The sequence below is a fragment of the Paenibacillus sp. OAS669 genome, from assembly GCF_014873645.1.
GTDB lineage: Bacteria > Bacillota > Bacilli > Paenibacillales > NBRC-103111 > Paenibacillus_S > Paenibacillus_S vulneris.
This window is the reverse complement of sequence record NZ_JADBDR010000002.1, coordinates 36,646-54,696: the sequence shown is the minus strand read 5'-3', so window position 1 is coordinate 54,696 and position 18,051 is coordinate 36,646. Positions and strand designations below refer to the sequence as shown.

Genomic DNA, 18,051 nt, shown 5'->3' with positions numbered 1-18,051 from the left:
TTTTTTTAACAAGGAGGTTTGATTAACTATCTTATCCCTCAACCTTATCTTCTGTATCCCTTTTGCGACCATCCCATTTACTTAAGACGTATCGTTTAATTTGCTCTGCTACTTGTAAGGGCGGAGTCGATGTAGTATCAATCGTGGGCATGGGCGGGTTGTATGCAGTTTCTGCGTTATGAATAAGCCACTGAGCAAACTCTTCATGCTCCTTTAGCTTATCCTCAGTCCAAATTGCTTTATCAGCCCGGTTACGCAAACGGTGGTTACGGGTAGCATCGTCACAATGTAAGTTAATAAAGCATACTTCACTGAATTTACTGTAAGTATCACACTTCTCAGCTGCCCAAGGCATCAGCGTGCCGCAAATGATTGTTCCTCTTCCGGATTTTGCAACCGCGTTGGCAAAATGGAACAAAATGTTAAACCTATCCTGGTGTTCCAGTTTGGAAGCTGTTGTTCCGAAATTATCAAGATCCGTGCTGAATACATCAAATTCAGGCATTATAATACGCAGTTCTTGCATAACCGTTGTTTTTCCAACTCCACTTGCTCCAGTGACAATAAACAAAGGAATTTTCGTCATCAACTGCCCCCCTAATGATTACATAACAATAGTTTATATCCATAATCACTCCTCTGGAAGGGAAGGTTTGATTTAAGCTATTCATTCCCTATGCTTGGGTGATGCTCTCCAACTATTCCAATCGGCTTAACAACTGCTGACAATATTTCATTTCTCCTTGTAGAGGCTCTCCGGATTATGACAAGTTCTCCGGCAAGCCTTTTTATGTTTGGTATCGTTTCCCGTCAATCAGCATAGCTTTTTGTGACTTTATACGGCAATAGCTTATACACATTTGGAAATAACGAATATATTGGTTTTATCGTAGCGAAATGTGGAGAGGATGTTGCCTGCATGACCGCTGTTTCAGCACAAGAGCTTTACTTGGAATTATTAAAGAAAACCATTTTATATGAAATATGGATCGAGCATGAACAAGGGGCTACCCCGGAGAACCGAAGACAAGGGCTTGATTGGCCTGCTATAGCTCACAGTATGATAGGCCGAATCCGGATGGACCAATTGCATGAATGCATGAAGTCGGTCATCGCTGATAACATTGAGGGAGATTTTATTGAAACGGGTGTCTGGCGAGGCGGCTCCTGTATCTTTATGAGGGGGTTCCTCAAAGCCTACGGTATTACAGACCGAACCGTATGGGTTGCCGATTCCTTCGAAGGGCTGCCTGCCCCGGACCTCGTAAATTATCCTGTAGATGAAGGCGCCATCTTCCATACCATTGACTACCTGAAGGTATCCCTTTATGAGGTTTGCAGCAACTTCCACAAATATGATCTCCTCGACCAGCAGGTTCGCTTCCTCAAAGGATGGTTTAAAGACACCTTACCTACTGCACCCATCGAAAAGCTGGCTATTGCCAGATTGGACGGAGATATGTATTCGTCTACGATGCAAAGCCTAACAAGCCTCTACCCAAAACTGTCTGTCAGCGGCTACCTTATTATTGATGATTACGGCTTACCCAACTGCGCGGCAGCCGTTCACGACTTTAGGGCACAGTATAACATCGTCGAACCTATTGTCCCTATTGATTATTATGGCGTGTATTGGAGAAAATCGAGATAACACCTACCAGAAAATGGAAGGATAATCAACGTGAAAGAATGCAAAATGTAAAAGCTATTGCCTCCTTAAAGAGAGCAATAGCTTTTTGGCATTTGAACCTGACCTACAATATTTTGCTCCACTGCTTACGGCTATGCGAGTCCAATGCGTTGATATCCTCAATCTCGCAGCGGCGGCCCTCAATGTCGGAGATTAAATAGCGTCCCGGTGCAGGTGATTGGAGATGCTCATGAAGATTGCGCAGAGCCAGTGTCATCGGTCCTAGCGTGGTCTCCACCTTCCAAATCCATAATGCCGGCTTCTGGGCTATTTTCTCAATATGAGTTATTCGGGGAATCAAATACCGCAGATTCAACTCTCTCTCCGCCTCTTCCCTGCTGCCCGCTTCAAGCTCGCTAAGCTTATGAATGATGCCGATTTCTTCCTCTTTGGGGGTGCGTACGGAGATGTATTCGGTCGGCCTTGAGAACGGGTAGGCACGGTATAAGAGAACTTCCGGATATTCTACCCCATCGATAACAGCCATCAGGACGCCCCCCGCGCTTCTTCCGAGCCAGACGTTACGGGAATCCAATAGAACAATTTCATATGGATCGCGCATCAGCTCTGCACCCCCTTAATTTTGGACAGCTCTCTCTGGGCTTCTACCAGCTTGTAATAGGCTCCCTTTTTTTCAATCAATTGCTCATGGGTACCTATCTCGACAATTTGTCCTTTATCCAGCACAACGAGCCTGTCAGCGTTTCTTAACGTAGAAAGCCTGTGGGCAATCGCAAACGTGGTGCGACCCTTTACAAGGCGGGAAATGGCTTCCTGAATCTGCCTTTCGGTCTCGGTATCGACCGAAGCTGTCGCTTCGTCCAGAATAAGGATCCGCGGATCATGCACAATGGCTCTCGCAATGGCGATACGCTGCTTTTCACCACCGGAAAGACGATGCCCCCGCTCCCCTACCTTCGTATCGTAGCCATCGGGCAGCCGGACGATAAAATCGTGGGCATTGGCGATTTTGGCCGCTCTCATGATCTCTTCCGGCGTAGCATCCGGCTTGGAATAGGCGATGTTCTCCGTGATGGTTCCATCGAACAGAAAGGTCTCCTGCAGGACCACGCCGATTTTTTTCCGCAGATCCTCCTGCTTAATCTTCTTAAGCGGGATCCCGTCTATTGTAATATGTCCCTGGTTCGGATCATAGAAGCGGCAGATCATATTGATTAACGTTGATTTCCCTGCACCGGAATGACCGACCAGACCGATCATCTCGCCGGGGGCTACGTTCAGGTCGATATTTTTCAGTACCGGATGATGAGCCTCGTAGCCGTAAGATACTTGATGAAGCACCACTCGCCCCTCTACCCAATCCATCAGAACCGGCTCAATATCGTCCGGTACATCCGACGGCGTATCCATAATCTCGAAAACGCGGTCTGCGGCAGCCATTGCTCTGCTGGTCCAGTTCAACGCTTGACTGAACCATTGAAGCGGTCCGAACAGCATGCCGAGATAAGCGGTAAAAGCCATCAAGGTACCGAGCGAAATCTCATCACGGAGCACCATCCAGCCTCCAAAATACCACACCAATATAGCGCCAGAGGTCGAGATCAGGGCAAATAAAGGAAATACCCCCTGCCACATGCCGTCGGCACGAATATTTTGCTCGACCAGATCTTTATTGGCATCACCGTATCGTCTCATCTCCGTCGGCTCTTGACCAAACGCTTTCACGACGCGAATCCCCTGCAGCGCATCACCCACCAGCATATTCAGCCGATTAATGGCTCTCCAATGCCTATACCAACGCGCGCGGATTGTCGGCCAAATGATCATGGAGGTTATGACGATCAGTGGAGTAGGAATAATCGCATAAATGGCAAGCTTCCAATCCAGGCTGGCCATCATCGTAATGATCGCGGCGAGCATCAGCACCTGGCCTGTAATCCACATGACTCCGTCCGTTAAAAATTGCCGCATGGCCTCTGCATCGCTGTTAACCCGGCCGATAAACTGCGAGGTTTGTCTGCGATCGAAGAACCCTAGGGACAGCCGCATGAGCGAGGAATAAATATCTTTGCGGATATCCCCCATCAGCTTGCCTCCGACCCATACTCCCATATAGCCCCTGAGGGTTTGCATCAAGGACAGCATGACTCTGGCTCCTGCGAGTCCAAGCACAAACCAGAGAAGCGCGAGTCCGAAGCTCTTGGGCTGCAGCACATCGTCCACTATGATCTTGGTAAGAAATGGCGGTATTAGCTCCATTAAAGTCGCCGCAATAAGCATTAGTGCAGCCGTCGTCATCTGTACGCGGTAAGGCTTCGCATAGCTGAGAAGCCTCGCAGCCACCTTGCCTTTATCGGTACAGACGGAGCATACCTGTGTTCCCTCTAGCAAAGGTGTTCCGCATTGGGAGCATCTTCTGGGCAAATCCTTCACGGATGCCACTGGAAGTTCCTCCTGGTTTGACAGCGCTTTAATCAGCTTCGCTGCGAATCCGAATTTTCCCGCATGGCTGGAGGTATACCGGATAAGGGCTATCGGCCCTTTTGCCGTATCGGCAATTAAGGTGCCACCTCCTATCGCCGACACAAGACGGCACTCGGTTATCCCCGATATGGGCAACTCCTTAAGACCCACTCCTTGCGCATTGAAAACCCTTACTTCATCATCCATAACAATGAGCCAACGCTCACCGTAATGACCTTCCTCATCCACATCAGCCAACGCGGCGAATAAGGGCTGTGCCGGCAGACTGGCTTCAATGGCCTGCGGAAGCTTTTCCAAAATGGACATGAATTCTTCTCTCCTTTACCTGAGCGCATCTGGTTTGAAACCGATTCTGATGTCTCTGCAGGGAGCTAATCTTCGAATCGCTGAGAGTCATTGACTCCTCTGACCTTACTTATCTTATGATGCCGGCTTGCAAAATACCAAGGGAAAGATCACTTATAACAAAATACCCCAAACAAATAACAAACATACGTTCCCCATCGAGTATTTTAACAAAACGCCTTGGGGTTGTAAACCATTATTTTCCTTATCTTCTTAATTAGTGCATCATGAACCCCTATACATGACCCATGCCTTATGGAATAATAAGGGAAATATGTCTAAATGTCGGGAGGATAAAAATGCCTTAGGGAGAGTTCAATGAGGCTGGAAACGATTCGGGTTATCGTGGACCGAATATGAGCCAATACTGGACTGAATCTTATCTTAAGGCATATTTCCCGATGACTGCCTCATCCCATATCTGAACCTCGATATATCTCTCCGGTCCGCAGGTGCCGTCCGCATTCCATTCCTGGGGAAATCCGAACTCCTGAATCAAACCGAATATTTCTGATTTGGTATAGACGTTTCCTCGGTACGGCTTGCCGTCGTTATATCTCATAGCAGGAAATAAGTCCCCATAAGTGAAGCTTATGCTGCGATCATCAAATTCTCTCAAAGCGATCCGGAGCTCGGCCCCGCTTTTATACCATTCCTTGATCCAGTTACACGGACCTAGCGTCATATAATGAGGATAACGATTTAGCGGTTTTCCGCCTTTCGCTATAAACAGTTCTCTGGCTTTATGCTCCAATTCACGTCTAACGGCCAAATAGGAATCCGAGCGCCGACTAGCGAACAACGCGGGGTCCTGTTTTAAGTCATTCATGACTTTATGCGCCTCTTCATCGCTTAAGCTGGATAAGTTACGAAAAGCCCCCCTATCCGCTTCGTAATAGTGATATAAATAATGGTCGTTCATGGCAAGCCCCCCTTTGTTAATGGTAACTATCTGCAAAAAGGACCTCTCCAGTGGAGGGTCCTTAAGCTTTTTATGCTTGAATGAAAGGAAGAAGCTTTCGCACTTTGTCATCCCTTAACCAAATGCCCCCCCAGGTCAGAACTGCCAGATAGATAGGGAATAAAGTATGGGTGAACAGAGGCGCATCCATCCGTATATGTGTCGCAACCACACCGCCAAAATAAGCAGTCAGCAGCAATGCACCCAAAACCGATGTGCGCGGGATCGCGTATAAAATAGTCGGAATCAGCCCCAAAATTCCTATTACCATAATATGATGCTCGGCATAGCCCAGAGTGACGGTTCCTTCAATAACCGGAGCGGGCTTGATCAATTTGAACACACCGTCAAACAGCATAAACAGAATCGTTACCCAGCTCAAGATTCTCCCCGTCCACAGCCGGCCTTTTGAGATCGTTACATTCATGGTCATCAACCTCTCTTACAATTTTGATAAACCCATCATAGCATGCAACTATCGTCCGTATTTCTTATGGATTGCGGTTTTTAAGAATCAGGGCAAAAGTCCACTTAAGTATGAGTGAGTATATTAATCAGTTTGCCGAACGGATCCCTGACATAAAAGCGGCGGACACCCCAAGGTTCATTGGCAGGCCCGTATTCAATACGAAATCCCGCTTCCTTCATCAGGCCATAAGCAGCATCAACATCATCGACCTCGATGGATAAATCAGGCGTTGGTGTCGAGGAGCCCCCTGAGGATGCAACACTAATCTGAACATTCATCTCCTGATTGGATCCATAGGTCGCAATCCAGCCATGATCCATCCATAAATCAAGACCAAGAATGTCGTGATAAAAGCTCTTGGCCGCAGCAATATCCTGAGCAGCTATATTGGCTACAATACGTTTGACGATCATTCTAATCACCAGCCTCCATTCATTGGCAACTTCGTATGAACCTAGGGCACTCTAGTTTTTCTTCCTTTTTATTACAAAAGCCTTATCGGCCCGTTCAAAGCCTATTTTTTCATAAAATCCGACTGCCTTGGGAGCCGAGGTCAGCACATACTGAATTTCTTCTTCCCCCAGCTTCTTTTTTAACCTCTCGATAAGCTGTCTGCCGATCCCCATTCCCTGATAGGCGCGGTCTACAGCCAAGTCCGAAATATAGCAGCAGTACGCATAATCAGTTACCGCTCTAACTATACCGACTAGCTTGGAGCCATCCCTTACGGTCAATATTTCATCTGCATAAGCTATCATCCGTTGAATCCGTTCCAAATCATCAACCGGCCTGCGAATACCGGAACGCCTGAATAGCTCCGCGACCTCTACAGCGGTACATCCCGCATTATCTTGGAAGCTCAGCTCCATCCCTGATTACTCCTGGCCGGTAGCAGCATGTTGCTGCATTAGCTCTGCTACGGAATAAGGAAATAACGGCTTACTCAGCTCCAAAATAGCTTTTGCATATTCTTGAATTTCCTTCTGAGCGTCATGCTCCAGCCTTTGATTCAGAAAATGACACACGGATTGCAAAGAAGCCGTCCAATACCAACGAACATAAATACCGTACGATGGCAAAAATAACCGTGCCTGCTCTGCACATACTCCGTTATTGAGCGCCTCTTCATATTTTTGAATGCCCAGCTCGATATAATCGATTAATTTCTGTGTCATCTTCATGCCGATTTCTTTATCTATCGGTTCGCCGCTTCCTTGCTTGGAATTGGCCGGCTTGCTTCTCCATTCATCATCCCGGGGAATATAGAAGGTCGGCTCCTCCGTAATATATCTTCGACTGGATTCATTCCAGCCTTCCAGGCTGTCACCCGTCCCTTCCATATGAGCGGAACCGACAACATACTTCCACCATTGTCTAGCCACCATTAACGGGGCGTAGACCTCAAACTGCAGCACTACATGTCTGAAAGGCGACGTGTGGCCCTCTCTTGCCAAAAATTGAAGTAACCGGATATCCTTAGGCTCCAGCTCCTTCGATTCTTTGGCATACGACACGCGCGCTGCGTTCACGACCGATAAATCCGATCCCATATGATTAACAAGCCTTACGTAACCTTTATCCAGCACTTGAATAAACGACATGAAAATATGCATCTCCTTCTTGACGGTTGATAAGTCATGAATAATCGATGTCAGAACAGGGAGATTATACCATACTCCTCTTGCTTTGTGTCCATGCTTTCTTTTATCTCCATCTTGCCTTTCTTTTCCTATTTTCCCAAAAAACAAAGAGAGGCGGTAATCCGCCTCCCTGGTTGTTGAGGAACTTTATCATACGAAAAATGCAAAGGTTATAGGTGGGGTGTCCACTGTAGGAGCGATAGCGTTCGCCTTTGTTCTCGGGGAATTCCCGCTATATGGCGAATATAATCAAAATTTCCCGAGAACAACAGCGACCGGAGGGGGATACCCTACCGGGGTACCGACGCAATTTTTCAAGCCTCCCAGGTTTTTCAACAAACCCAGAAGGTAACCCGCCTCCTTTGTTCCCCCGCTACTTTAAAATCGCCTGCCGCAACGGACTGTAATCAGACACCAGCAGCTTAGTGATAATCGCCTGGTTTTCACCGATATAATCACTGCTTTGAAGCGTGGAATTAAAAGCGCCGCCAACGGTAAAGCTGATCAGATAGTCTTTCCAATTCGAATATTGATTTTTAACCAATTGGATAATGTCTCCTATATAAGTCCATTTTTCATCCTCGGTTAAATAATCCATCTTATGTCCCGCGCAGCATTTAAAGACAGCCCACGTATAGTCGTTCGCCGCTATACCTCCAGCTGGCATTCTCCCAAGATAGCTGTTTACGATGGACAGCTTAAAGCTTTGGGCCGTATCCCCTTTTTGCGATTCCAGATACCGCCTTCTGTCCGTTTCCGAAAGGGAGGACAGCAGAAGGGCCATATCATCAAATTCTTTTCTTTGACCCGTTGCTATGGACCATTCTATATTTTTTTTAAGCTCATCTGAGCTTCCGACCCCCCAGTGGGTAAGCATGTTGCGCATAAAGCTTCTTTTCGAATAAATCCATTCCGGATTCTGTACATGGTAGTCTCCGTCGCGCCCTACAATGCACATCGCCGTCAAGGCCTCTACATAAGGCTGGGAAGCTAATTTGATTTGCTCAGCAGCAGGGTTCATTGTCGATCCTCTCTTTTAACCATTAAGTATAGCGGAGGAACCTCCACACTCTTCTTACTTCTTTAGATAATGAAATGTAGTACAGAAGCAAAATAAAAGTATATACGTAGATGCGGAACGGAAGAATGGACCGGGTAGGAACAGGCTTCTTCTTTTTTGAATCCAAATATTTTTCATATAACGGATTCTGTACCGCTTTAGGGAATTTCTTTTTCCACTTATCGTATTCTCTCAGCATCTCATCCGATTCCAGCGGACGGACAGTTCCACTGATTTCAATCGATTTGTTATCATAGATGTCTTTGGCCTGCCTATAATTGCTGACGATAAGAATAGGGTCTCCATTCAAATAACCGATGTTCAGGTAGCCTTCCACCTGGGATGACAGCCCCTCTTTTTCTACCTCGGCTGTTGAAAGGTACAACGTTTGAGGCTTTCCGTTAGCGTCCTTCGTCACCACTTCATTAATCCCCATGTAAGCCGCGTTGGACAGCTTCACCTTCACGGCATTGACTTTCGGAGGAAGAAGCTCCAGATCGGCTGTTGAGGTAATGGTCTTTAGTTCCACAGGCTTTACGAGATTGGCTATAAAACCAAGGGGAGTTTCCCCCGTATGCTTCACAAAGGAAGAATAAATGAAAATATGAAGCGCAAGGATCGCAATCAGAGTGAACCACTTTCCTCCGATGAGCAGGAATGCGCTTCGCTTCAGTCTAAATCCCAGCGGAGTCCTTCCAAGCTCCACCTTAAGCCGCTTCAGCTCCGCTCTCTTGCCGCTTCCTCCCTTCCTTCGCAGCTCTTCTGTTTTTTGCGCCTGAATTTCCGCTATGGAAAGCATAGCTTCGATATCATTAGGATCCGCTTGCAGAAGCCTTTTATAGACTTCCAGCGCCTTGTCAGGCTCCCCAAGCTTTTTGTATGAATTCCCGGCAAGGGAAAGAGCGAGTGTGTGGCTTGGAGCTTGCTCGAGAACCCTGGAGAGATCCTGCAATGCCTCCCTGGCATGTCCCTCTTCAAGCCTAACCCGATCCCGGCTCAAATACGCTTCCAGCGAATCCGGTATTACCTTCATTAATTGGTTGCATGCATACAACGCATTTTCCCAATGACCTAACCGTATAGAGCATTCCATTTGCAGCCGAATGACATCGGGATCGGAGTCGAACCGTTCCTCCGCTTGGTTTAGCAGGCTTGCGGCCAAATGATAATTTTGCTCCAGAAAAGCAAGCAGCCCTTTTTCCCTATAAGCCAGAAAAGCGTCATAGTCCAGATCCGAAGCTTGGAGAAGAACCGAATATCCCCTGTGCAATGGCTGTTCATGTGCTACAGCGTAGGCATATACTTTGGGGTAATGCCCCTGAAACCAATCCGGATCCTGGGCGGCCTGCTCCTTCCAATGAAACGCCTGTTCGAGAAGCCTCCATACGTCTTCCGGCAAGTAATAATGCTCTTCCTCCAAAAAGTCAAGCAAGCTTTGGGACAGGCTGCTTTGTAAATTAACGTTCCATACGACATCCGCATTCAACAGCTCTATCCAAGCATTCGTATCTACCCGCGAGTTAAAGTTCTGGTATAATGACTCCACCTGCGATAAAAACGATTCTACCGGACTTTTGGCATTCAGAGATTCATTCCGTTCAATATAGGATAATAGCCTATGAACATGATAAGGCTGTTCCGATTCCTCATCATATTCCTCGTCCTCATCGTCGTCCTCCTCCCATTCGTCCTCCTCAGGCTCTTCATTCCTTCCATAGGCTTCTGCTTGCTCGGTATCCAAGGCTGCGGAGGCCTCGAGCTTATGTTGTTCCTGTTCGGAGCTGCGCTCCTTGCTTCGCTTTTTAGCCCATTTTACGGCTTGATCATAAGCCTCCCTGAGCCTTTGATAGCCCTCCGGGTCTTCTTCGGGATGATGCAACTTCAGCTTGGCAGCATACGCTCTCTTGATGGCAGCTACATCGTCCGTCGGCTCCACCCCGAGTATGTCCCACAATTGCATTAAAAGTCACGCCACCTCTCCAAATGCTCTAACTGCTTCTTGAGTGTTGAGGCAGCCTTTTTAACCTCCTGCTCGTTTTGAGAAGCCAGAACCCGTTCGAATTGCTCCAGCAAAAAGGCTATTTCCGCCCGCTTCTCACCCAGCGCTTCCTCATACAGCCTTTCTCCCATGGCAAGAAGCAGCCTGTTCTCCGTTCGTTCCCGGGGGTGAATCTTGATATCCTGCAGCTCCTTCAATCTGTTCTCGATTTCCTGCTGCGTCAGCTTGCCCGGATTTTTCTCTATGATGGTCTTCTGCTTGACCCCATTGCTAACCGAAGTCACCTCCACCTCCAAAATCCCGTTAATATCATAGGTGAATCTGACATCGATCGCTTGCCTGCCCGCTTCATCCGGAGGTACTTGAACAGACAGCTCGCCAAGCTTTATATTCTGATCAACTTTACGGCTTTCCCCTTGGAATACAACGACCTGGATCGCTTTTTGCTGATCGTGTATAGTGTAGAACCTTTCCACCTTGCTCACGGGAATAGGTGTGTTGCGTTCAATGATCGGACTGAAGTGACCGTCGTCAAAGTGGCCGTTCCCCAATCGCTTCGTTATTTCGATACCTAATGTATAAGGGCACACGTCCGTCAGAACGACTTCCTTCAGCGCTTCGTTTCTTTCCTTAAGCGCAACCTGGATGGCAGCCCCGAGAGCTACTGCTTCGTCCGGATTGATCTGGCTGAACGGCAGCCTGCCGAATATTTTGCTGACAACCGATTTGATAATAGGCATTCTCGTTGCCCCACCGATAAGAATGACCGCATCCAACTCATCCGGCGAGAGGGAAGCGTCCCGCAGCGCGCGTTCGATGGGATGCCGCAGACGAAATATGAGCTGGCCGGCAATTTTCTCAAAGCCGGCACGATCCAAAGTCAGCTCGTACTCCTGATCCTGCCAGGTAAAGCTCATTTGTCCCGTTGGATTGCTGCCCAATGCACGCTTGCACAGCTCCGCCTGCTTGAATAGCGCGGAACGCGCCTTGAAATCCAGCTCCTGGTAGTCGATACCCTTGGTTTCGTAAAAATAGGAAACGAGGAGCTGCGTAAAATCCTCGCCCCCCAAATAGTTATCCCCAGCTATGGACTGCACCTCCATAACCCCTTCGAAAAACTCCAATATCGATACATCGAAGGTGCCTCCGCCTAAATCAAAGACAAGGAACTTTGTATCCGACCGTTCCTGGTGCAGTCCGTAGGCAATGGCCGCCGCTGTTGGCTCGCTGATAAGCCGCTCTACCTTAAGACCGGCAATTTCCGCCGCTCTCTTGGTAGCCTTCCGCTGCGTATCGTTAAAATAGGCGGGAACACTGATGACCGCCTCTGTCACCTCTTGACCTAGGAACGCTTCCGCATCGGATTTCAAAGATTTGACGACGAACGAAGACAGCTCCTCAGGGGTAAAGGAGTACCGGCCAAGACGAAATATTTTCTCCGTCCCCATGTACCGCTTAAAGGCGGCTGCTGTAAGTTCCGGATGTGTGATTAACCGTTCCTTCGCGATTTGCCCAACCAGAATTTCTCCATTTTCATCTACACTGACTATGGAAGGGGTCAAATTTTCCCCGAGCACATTCGGTATAATCTTGGGCCCTTCTTCAGTCCAATAGGCAACCAGACTGTTCGTGGTTCCCAAATCAATACCAATCATTGTCATTGCCTGTTACCCCGTTTCAAAATTTTGTTGTATTAGGAAAACTCTCTCGTTTCCATAAAGATGTTTATCGGAATTTGAAGCTTGTTTTTAAAGTCTGCCTACCTGGGGAGCCTATTTTTTAAGGTAATCGGCTTTGGATCGAATTTCCTCTTGGCCTATACATGACTTACTCTATGCTTCACAATGCCTCCAATCCAATAGCCCAAGCAGATAAATGCCGCCCCTAAGATGGTATCGGCAATATGGTATTCCGTTATGTAACTTCGGCAGTAAAACGGAAGCTCCTCACACATGAGGTTGTAGCCTGCATACGGAAATCCCCATCCGTACCATGACTGCGGGAAGCCCTGAGCCAGCAGGGTTGCCAACAAGACAATCAGAAGCTTGTCCGCCACGGTCGTCACGATAACAGCATGAACGAAATCCTTCCAGGTCGCTCTCTTGCACATGCCGTTCAACATGAGACCTGTGACGGTATACGGAATCAGGCAAAAGATAAAACCATAATAAATCCATGAGACTGACCGTGAATGGTCTGCCGGGATCGGTGAAATTAAAGAATAAGAAGTGCCGGCTATAAAGTAAGCAGGAACATAAGCAAACAGGAACAGGCTTCCCAGCAAGAAGGATCTGACTATAATATCCTGGATCTTGATCTTATTCATGAACGCTACTCTCCGTCATATGTGAAATCAATAAGCTTGCCTTGGTCTCCCATAGCCGCGTTTCTCCCTTTGGCCAGCAACCGTCGTGAAGCATATAATCCTTCCACAGCTCGTGAATTTCATCGGCCGAAGCTGCCTCCCATTGATCCGGTGTCCATTCGTAAAGGTCAAATTCTACCAGCAAAGGCTTGCCCAACGTTCGGTTCATGATGGCAGCTGTCTGAAGCGCCCGCGTATACGGTGAAGATAGGAACAGATCGCACTCTCGTAAATACGGATGACAGTTCATCACTTGCTCAGCTTGAAGCACTCCAGTCGCTGTCAACGGAACGAAGTCTCTCATCGCTCCTTGCAATTGCTTCTCCTCTTTCAAGCCCCAATCCGGCTCTCCATGTCTGACGAGATAAAAAACTGCCATAGCTCGTTCCCCCTTATTAGGCTTATACACCCTATCATAGCACATACCAGAAATGGTCGTAATATCCAGCAGCGACAAAACCGCAAGGTGGGCCTAGCCTCAAAGCCGATTCGGCTGCTTTGCGGGAGCCCCGAAACGAAAAAAAAGCCTGATTCCTCAAGCCTTCGTCCTTCGTTTATATCGTCTCCCCACCATAACAATAAGCGGGGTTCCTATAATGGTGGGCAGGAACCAGATGGCCAGAATAGGCAGCTGATTCAGCACAGGAATGTGATGTCCGTTAACGACTAGTACAGCGGTTATGATCCCGATATATGAACCGAGCATCCCGCCGATATGTTGTCCTATCCATCCGGGACGTCGTCTTTTTTTGGCGATATACCCGTAATAGGCCAGCCCGTATGAAAAAATGGCGATGTAAAACAAATAGGCGCTCTCCGCCCAATGCATGATAGCCATGATAACGGAGCTTAGAAGAATAACGACGTAGCAAGCGTGATAAAGCTCACCCACGGTGGTATGCAGCCCTTTTCTTTTTTGGGCGAAAGCAGATATCGCGCCCGTTGTAAGGCATATTGTGCCTGCTACGATATGGAGCGTCAGGATCAAACCATAGGTATTCACGTCTAATAACTTCCTCATTTCTTATGTCGGTTCGCTGGTATTCCCTTGACCTTCCAGTTCTATTCTTGAATTGGCTGCAATTAATTGCTACGATAGTGCTCTACGCAAATTACATACATCAGGTGAAATCAATGGATTCGGAAAAATTTTACGAAGAACTGAAGCTTTATCGCGGTGAGGACAGGGCCAAGCTGTTGATGCAGCAGGTAAGGTGCATTCTGAACGAGAATCAGCACCAAAAATGGTGGCAAAAAATATCGCTGTTCAAGAAGCCGAAGACGGAACCCAAGGGATGGGAATAGCAGGAGGGGACCCCCTCCTCTCCTGTACTTCCATCAATTTTCAATGCTGAATACAACCGATCTATTCAGTTCGTCTTTATTTCTGGCAAATTCGTCTTGATCCATAACAACATATTCGTTCGAATCCGGAAACCATATGACGTAATGGGACTTCTCGGTTTCCCTAAATAATTTTTTTGCCATATCGATAGCATATTGTCTTGTCAATTGAATCTTCTCCCCTTTTGGTTCAGCCTCTATCAGATGATCCCATCATAAATCGACTGCTCTAATCTTGCAGGGTACCAAGCACCTCTTTCCCACGCAAGAACAAAGGATTCATACCGGCGATTCTCCGGAAACGACTCCAGATCGCCGAAATATCTCTGAATCGCATAAATTTGCGATTGATGCGCTCGCAGCGCTTCTGCTTTCATGGACCAATATGGTTCCGTATCCAACGTAATAGAAGGATGATGGCCGCTCTCTTGCAGCGTGCTGGAGGCTATGTAATAAAGCTTCTGAACCGATGGGCATCGCCCGCTTAGAACGGCCGAAGTCGCTATTTTGGAAATCGTCATATGGTCGGGGTGAAAGTTGCCTCCGTCCTTCGGAAAGGTGACGACCACTTGAGGCTGATGCTCTTGAATAAAATCAACCACACGCCCCACGAACTCGTTCTCCTCTACCTCCTTTAATTTCCCGTCAGGGTATCTCAGGTGCTCGACTTTGCTTATACCAATAATGTTAGCCGCACCAGCCATCTCCTGCTCCCGAAGCGTTCCAAGCTCCTCATTCGTCAAATGGGCTACATCGCCATTCTTTTTTCCGGCATCGCCTCGGGTAGCCAGCAGAAGTACAGGATTCTCCCCGTTCTCTGCAAGCTGTTTAATTAAACAAGCGCACATAAAAGTCTCATCATCCGGATGCGCAAAAATAAAAGCGGCCGTTCGACCCATCATCATCATCTCCTCACACTTATTATATCAATTCTGCTCGATAGAAATAAGAGTAGAAGAGCTATATGAATCCCGAACCTTCATTAATAGAATCGCATATAGTATATCATGTCCCGCTAGAAAGGAGGGTTATTATGTCCCATTCCCATACCTATAACCAATGCAAAAAGTATATGCATCGAAACGTCCGGATCACAACCGTACAAGGAGATACCTATGAAGGCAAAATCATGAAAGTAACACATGATAAAGTATATATTCAAGCCATTCGTCCGAGCGGACGCAATCAAGCTACCATTTCCTTTTTCCCGTTCATCATTCCATTAGTATTATTTGATTTGCTGGTTATCGCTTTATTGGACAGACCCCGCTTCGGTCCTATCTATTAATAGCACGAAAGTCCCTCTTCGTGAGGGGCTTTTTTGATTCTTATGCAGTTGCAGGCTGATCTTCTTTCGCGTAAAGCTTGCCTAATCCGCAAAATCCTGCAGGATACAGGTTGGATTGTACATAGTGAAACCCGCTTTTAAATACAACTTCTTCCTTTGTATGGTGAAAGGAATGCAAATATTTACAACAGATACAATAATACATGGCCGCACCTCTTTTTTTCTTTATCACTTCCATTTACACATACTTTTATGAAGAAAATATGATAATTATGCAGATTTTTGTGAAATATCTGTAAATCATGGCAAATGGTTCTCGCTGTAATGTATAGTTTACTATAAGAAGTTATTATTGTGCGGTTGCTTACTAATGATAAGTATGTTATATTACATATAATTCCTATTGGAAAGGTGGTATTATTGTATGAGTCAATCCAGTTTGGTTCTTAATCAGGTTCAAGAAGAGGTTCAAGCCCATCGGCAATCCGAGTATCCCATTAACCCGGTGTTTCTGAATCGATGGTCGCCTCGTGCCTATTCCAATCAGCAAGTTTCGGATACCGACCTTTTCACCGTTTTGGAAGCCGCTCACTGGGCTCCGTCATCCTATAACGATCAGCCTTGGCGGTTTATCGTAGCTAAAACAGAGGAGCAATTGGCCGTATTCCACCAATTTCTAAATGAATTCAACCGTTCGTGGGCCGATAAAGCCCCTATCCTGATATTGGTTGCTTCCGACAAAACAAGAGCTAATGGAGATGCGAATCCGGCTCACACTTTCGATGCCGGCACAGCCTGGGGTTACTTGGCGCTGCAAGCCAAATTGCTCGGTCTGGCTACCCATGCTATCGGCGGCTTCGATAAGACATTGGCGCGTTCTTTATTGAATGTTCCGGAAGAATTCGAACTGCACGCCGTAGTAACGCTGGGCTACCAGGGCGACGCGAGCTTACTGCCAGAGCCTCTCCAGCAGCGCGAGGTACCTAATAACCGCCGGCCGCTTCAAGAGGTTATTTTTGAAGGAAGCGTGTCTAAATAAAATATCACCGCAAAAGCGATTGCCTTAGCATTGAAGCTGATACAGGCACGTTACGCGAGCCCCGAAAATAAGAATTCTATCATGGTATACGAAAGCGGAGCATAGGCTGCTCCGCTTTTTTTCATTCATTACGGCTATTTATCTTTCAACCTCTCATTTTTAAGTGCTTGTCTACACCATACCACAAAAGAAAAAATTTGAAGCTTCCATACAAGGCTTGCTCTATTACGAAGACATATTTGTGAAAAAGAAATCATATAATGAATATCATGTCCAATTATGGAACAAGCATGAGCCTATAGCAAAAAAAGGGGAGCGTGATTGCACGTGTGGGAAAGCGTACTAAAAAAAGACCAATGGGAAATTCAAGTCGATCAAGATCACAAATCCATCCTGCTTAACGTTTCGACCCATCCGTCGAGTGAAGAAACCGTGTCTTTGCAATTGGATCAATCCGAGCTCTTCGAGCTCATCCATACGTTTTTGTCTATCAATCGTTCGTTTAATAATGAAACGATGTATTATGATGACCTGGCTGCCGATCATTCATGACGGAATCAAGCCCATCACATAATTAGCTACACCGTCTTCCTCATTCGAACCAATAATCTGATCCGCAATCGCTTTAAGCTCCTTCTGGGCATTATCAACGGCAATGGCGGTTCCGGCTGCCGCAAATAATCCGATATCGTTCAAATTATCGCCGAAGACAATAATATCCTCCGGGTCGCAGCCTAACCGTTGCGCCCACTTCAGCAGCCCCTCCTTTTTATTAGCTTTGGGGTGGCTGACTTCAAGAAAATAATGATCTGCAATATAGGCATCCGGCATGAAATGAAGATGAACAAAGTCCCCAAACTGTTGGCGGATCGCATTCATCAAAGGCTCGAGCTCTGCTTTATACCCAATATAGGTAAGAGTTAGCGTAGAATACCGATCTGAATGATGTAGCTCCGGAAGCTCCCGGAATCTCGGATCATTAGGACGGCTGGAGACGAACTGCAATTCTCCCTTGCGCTTCAGCGGTTCATGAAACACCCGCTCCTCGAACGGTTCGTCTAAGGCGAACCAAAGAGGACTTAAATCAAACGACTTGCCTAACCGGATCACCTGCCCGGTCAAGCTTGGACTAAGAAACGCTCCATCCAGCTTCTTCATGCCGACAGGATCGAATAAAAGGGCGCCATTGTATAAGATTAACGGATATTTCCAATCCACATTCCCTGCTACGGTTGTAGAGCTCTTATAGCTTCTGGCTGTTGCATAGGTAATGATAATGCCATGATCCAACGCCTGATTCAGGGCGTTCGTGGCAAAGGAAGACAGCACGCCGTCCGAACGAAGCAGTGTACCATCCAAGTCGGTGACTACATATTTGGTTTTCAATCGGAATCCCCTCTCCGGTT

At 47.0% G+C, this 18,051-nt stretch carries 23 protein-coding genes; 5 read left to right on the top strand and 18 right to left on the bottom strand.

Going from position 1 to position 18,051, the window contains the following annotated elements; translation table 11 throughout:
• Positions 1 to 31: 31 nt before the first annotated feature.
• Positions 32 to 586 carry a nucleoside kinase gene (locus GGC63_RS05655; RefSeq protein WP_192701486.1) on the bottom strand — a complete coding sequence of 185 codons (555 nt, stop codon included), beginning with the start codon at positions 584 to 586 and terminating at the stop codon, positions 32 to 34.
• Between the two features lie 333 nt (positions 587 to 919).
• On the opposite strand from GGC63_RS05655, the gene GGC63_RS05650 reads away from it, so the two are divergent.
• Positions 920 to 1,651, top strand: a complete 732-nt coding sequence (locus tag GGC63_RS05650) for a TylF/MycF family methyltransferase (protein ID WP_192701485.1) — start codon at positions 920 to 922, stop codon at positions 1,649 to 1,651.
• A 103-nt stretch (positions 1,652 to 1,754) separates the two neighbouring features.
• Here the strand turns inward: GGC63_RS05650 and GGC63_RS05645 are convergent, their stop codons facing one another.
• From GGC63_RS05645 to GGC63_RS05585, 13 genes are all read right to left on the bottom strand, one after another.
• A complete protein-coding gene (locus GGC63_RS05645) occupies positions 1,755 to 2,252 on the bottom strand; it encodes a DUF1854 domain-containing protein (protein ID WP_192701484.1) in 498 nt (165 codons plus the stop codon).
• Positions 2,252 to 4,441 (bottom strand): ABC transporter ATP-binding protein, encoded by a 2,190-nt coding sequence (locus GGC63_RS05640; protein WP_192701483.1) that lies wholly within the window; start codon positions 4,439 to 4,441, stop codon positions 2,252 to 2,254. Before GGC63_RS05640 ends, GGC63_RS05645 begins: the two co-directional genes overlap by 1 nt.
• 418 nt (positions 4,442 to 4,859) lie before the next feature.
• Positions 4,860 to 5,402 (bottom strand): hypothetical protein, encoded by a 543-nt coding sequence (locus tag GGC63_RS05635; protein WP_192701482.1) that lies wholly within the window; start codon positions 5,400 to 5,402, stop codon positions 4,860 to 4,862.
• 70 nt (positions 5,403 to 5,472) lie between these two features.
• Entirely contained in the window at positions 5,473 to 5,868 is a 396-nt protein-coding gene (locus GGC63_RS05630; protein WP_192701481.1) for a DoxX family protein, read from the bottom strand.
• Positions 5,869 to 5,972: 104 nt separating this feature from the next.
• The gene (locus GGC63_RS05625) at positions 5,973 to 6,323 is read right to left on the bottom strand and encodes a VOC family protein (RefSeq protein WP_192701480.1); all 351 of its coding nucleotides are present in this window, start codon (positions 6,321 to 6,323) and stop codon (positions 5,973 to 5,975) included.
• A 51-nt stretch (positions 6,324 to 6,374) separates the two neighbouring features.
• Positions 6,375 to 6,779 (bottom strand): GNAT family N-acetyltransferase, encoded by a 405-nt coding sequence (locus tag GGC63_RS05620; protein WP_192701479.1) that lies wholly within the window; start codon positions 6,777 to 6,779, stop codon positions 6,375 to 6,377.
• A 6-nt stretch (positions 6,780 to 6,785) separates the two neighbouring features.
• Entirely contained in the window at positions 6,786 to 7,511 is a 726-nt protein-coding gene (thyX, locus tag GGC63_RS05615; RefSeq protein ID WP_192701478.1) for an FAD-dependent thymidylate synthase, read from the bottom strand.
• A 412-nt stretch (positions 7,512 to 7,923) separates the two neighbouring features.
• Positions 7,924 to 8,571 carry a DUF1266 domain-containing protein gene (locus GGC63_RS05610; protein WP_192701477.1) on the bottom strand — a complete coding sequence of 216 codons (648 nt, stop codon included), beginning with the start codon at positions 8,569 to 8,571 and terminating at the stop codon, positions 7,924 to 7,926.
• Positions 8,572 to 8,593: 22 nt separating this feature from the next.
• Positions 8,594 to 10,570, bottom strand: a complete 1,977-nt coding sequence (locus GGC63_RS05605; RefSeq protein WP_192701476.1) for a J domain-containing protein — start codon at positions 10,568 to 10,570, stop codon at positions 8,594 to 8,596.
• Positions 10,570 to 12,270: a molecular chaperone HscC gene (locus GGC63_RS05600; RefSeq protein ID WP_192701475.1), complete on the bottom strand. Its 1,701-nt coding sequence runs from the start codon at positions 12,268 to 12,270 to the stop codon at positions 10,570 to 10,572. The genes GGC63_RS05605 and GGC63_RS05600 overlap by 1 nt, the downstream gene beginning before the upstream one ends.
• 155 nt (positions 12,271 to 12,425) lie before the next feature.
• Positions 12,426 to 12,935, bottom strand: coding sequence for a hypothetical protein (locus tag GGC63_RS05595; protein ID WP_192701474.1), 510 nt, complete (start codon positions 12,933 to 12,935; stop codon positions 12,426 to 12,428).
• The gene (locus GGC63_RS05590; protein WP_192701473.1) at positions 12,928 to 13,353 is read right to left on the bottom strand and encodes a histidine phosphatase family protein; all 426 of its coding nucleotides are present in this window, start codon (positions 13,351 to 13,353) and stop codon (positions 12,928 to 12,930) included. The genes GGC63_RS05595 and GGC63_RS05590 overlap by 8 nt, the downstream gene beginning before the upstream one ends.
• A gap of 156 nt (positions 13,354 to 13,509) precedes the next feature.
• Positions 13,510 to 13,977: a DUF2306 domain-containing protein gene (locus GGC63_RS05585; protein WP_192701472.1), complete on the bottom strand. Its 468-nt coding sequence runs from the start codon at positions 13,975 to 13,977 to the stop codon at positions 13,510 to 13,512.
• 131 nt (positions 13,978 to 14,108) lie between these two features.
• Here GGC63_RS05585 and GGC63_RS05580 point away from each other — a divergent pair, with 131 nt between their 5' ends.
• Positions 14,109 to 14,279, top strand: a complete 171-nt coding sequence (locus GGC63_RS05580) for a hypothetical protein (protein ID WP_179135890.1) — start codon at positions 14,109 to 14,111, stop codon at positions 14,277 to 14,279.
• Between the two features lie 33 nt (positions 14,280 to 14,312).
• Here the strand turns inward: GGC63_RS05580 and GGC63_RS05575 are convergent, their stop codons facing one another.
• Positions 14,313 to 14,486, bottom strand: coding sequence for a hypothetical protein (locus GGC63_RS05575; protein ID WP_179135889.1), 174 nt, complete (start codon positions 14,484 to 14,486; stop codon positions 14,313 to 14,315).
• Between the two features lie 32 nt (positions 14,487 to 14,518).
• On the bottom strand, positions 14,519 to 15,220 hold the full coding sequence (locus GGC63_RS05570; protein ID WP_225947983.1) for a PIG-L deacetylase family protein: 702 nt from the start codon (positions 15,218 to 15,220) through the stop codon (positions 14,519 to 14,521).
• Positions 15,221 to 15,351: 131 nt separating this feature from the next.
• Between GGC63_RS05570 and GGC63_RS05565 the strand changes: the two genes are divergently transcribed.
• Positions 15,352 to 15,606 (top strand): hypothetical protein, encoded by a 255-nt coding sequence (locus GGC63_RS05565; RefSeq protein ID WP_192701471.1) that lies wholly within the window; start codon positions 15,352 to 15,354, stop codon positions 15,604 to 15,606.
• Between the two features lie 40 nt (positions 15,607 to 15,646).
• Here GGC63_RS05565 and GGC63_RS35310 read toward each other — a convergent pair whose 3' ends face one another.
• A complete protein-coding gene (locus GGC63_RS35310) occupies positions 15,647 to 15,811 on the bottom strand; it encodes a DUF3973 domain-containing protein (RefSeq protein WP_225948024.1) in 165 nt (54 codons plus the stop codon).
• 219 nt (positions 15,812 to 16,030) lie between these two features.
• Here GGC63_RS35310 and GGC63_RS05555 point away from each other — a divergent pair, with 219 nt between their 5' ends.
• Entirely contained in the window at positions 16,031 to 16,645 is a 615-nt protein-coding gene (locus GGC63_RS05555; RefSeq protein ID WP_192701469.1) for a nitroreductase family protein, read from the top strand.
• 321 nt (positions 16,646 to 16,966) lie between these two features.
• Positions 16,967 to 17,197: a hypothetical protein gene (locus GGC63_RS05550; RefSeq protein WP_192701468.1), complete on the top strand. Its 231-nt coding sequence runs from the start codon at positions 16,967 to 16,969 to the stop codon at positions 17,195 to 17,197.
• Here GGC63_RS05550 and GGC63_RS05545 read toward each other — a convergent pair.
• Positions 17,192 to 18,031, bottom strand: coding sequence for an HAD hydrolase family protein (locus GGC63_RS05545; RefSeq protein ID WP_225947982.1), 840 nt, complete (start codon positions 18,029 to 18,031; stop codon positions 17,192 to 17,194). The two genes, GGC63_RS05550 and GGC63_RS05545, sit on opposite strands and share 6 nt — an antisense overlap.
• Positions 18,032 to 18,051: the final 20 nt, after the last annotated feature.

Coding starts and splice junctions, on each gene's coding strand:
- GGC63_RS05655 (WP_192701486.1), bottom strand. CDS start 586: ATGACGAAAATTCCTTTGTTTATTGTCACTGGAGCAAGTGGAGTTGGA.
- GGC63_RS05650 (WP_192701485.1), top strand. CDS start 920: ATGACCGCTGTTTCAGCACAAGAGCTTTACTTGGAATTATTAAAGAAA.
- GGC63_RS05645 (WP_192701484.1), bottom strand. CDS start 2,252: ATGCGCGATCCATATGAAATTGTTCTATTGGATTCCCGTAACGTCTGG.
- GGC63_RS05640 (WP_192701483.1), bottom strand. CDS start 4,441: ATGTCCATTTTGGAAAAGCTTCCGCAGGCCATTGAAGCCAGTCTGCCG.
- GGC63_RS05635 (WP_192701482.1), bottom strand. CDS start 5,402: ATGAACGACCATTATTTATATCACTATTACGAAGCGGATAGGGGGGCT.
- GGC63_RS05630 (WP_192701481.1), bottom strand. CDS start 5,868: ATGAATGTAACGATCTCAAAAGGCCGGCTGTGGACGGGGAGAATCTTG.
- GGC63_RS05625 (WP_192701480.1), bottom strand. CDS start 6,323: ATGATCGTCAAACGTATTGTAGCCAATATAGCTGCTCAGGATATTGCT.
- GGC63_RS05620 (WP_192701479.1), bottom strand. CDS start 6,779: ATGGAGCTGAGCTTCCAAGATAATGCGGGATGTACCGCTGTAGAGGTC.
- thyX (WP_192701478.1), bottom strand. CDS start 7,511: ATGTCGTTTATTCAAGTGCTGGATAAAGGTTACGTAAGGCTTGTTAAT.
- GGC63_RS05610 (WP_192701477.1), bottom strand. CDS start 8,571: ATGAACCCTGCTGCTGAGCAAATCAAATTAGCTTCCCAGCCTTATGTA.
- GGC63_RS05605 (WP_192701476.1), bottom strand. CDS start 10,570: ATGCAATTGTGGGACATACTCGGGGTGGAGCCGACGGACGATGTAGCT.
- GGC63_RS05600 (WP_192701475.1), bottom strand. CDS start 12,270: ATGACAATGATTGGTATTGATTTGGGAACCACGAACAGTCTGGTTGCC.
- GGC63_RS05595 (WP_192701474.1), bottom strand. CDS start 12,935: ATGAATAAGATCAAGATCCAGGATATTATAGTCAGATCCTTCTTGCTG.
- GGC63_RS05590 (WP_192701473.1), bottom strand. CDS start 13,353: ATGGCAGTTTTTTATCTCGTCAGACATGGAGAGCCGGATTGGGGCTTG.
- GGC63_RS05580 (WP_179135890.1), top strand. CDS start 14,109: ATGGATTCGGAAAAATTTTACGAAGAACTGAAGCTTTATCGCGGTGAG.
- GGC63_RS05570 (WP_225947983.1), bottom strand. CDS start 15,220: ATGATGGGTCGAACGGCCGCTTTTATTTTTGCGCATCCGGATGATGAG.
- GGC63_RS05565 (WP_192701471.1), top strand. CDS start 15,352: ATGTCCCATTCCCATACCTATAACCAATGCAAAAAGTATATGCATCGA.
- GGC63_RS35310 (WP_225948024.1), bottom strand. CDS start 15,811: ATGTATTATTGTATCTGTTGTAAATATTTGCATTCCTTTCACCATACA.
- GGC63_RS05555 (WP_192701469.1), top strand. CDS start 16,031: ATGAGTCAATCCAGTTTGGTTCTTAATCAGGTTCAAGAAGAGGTTCAA.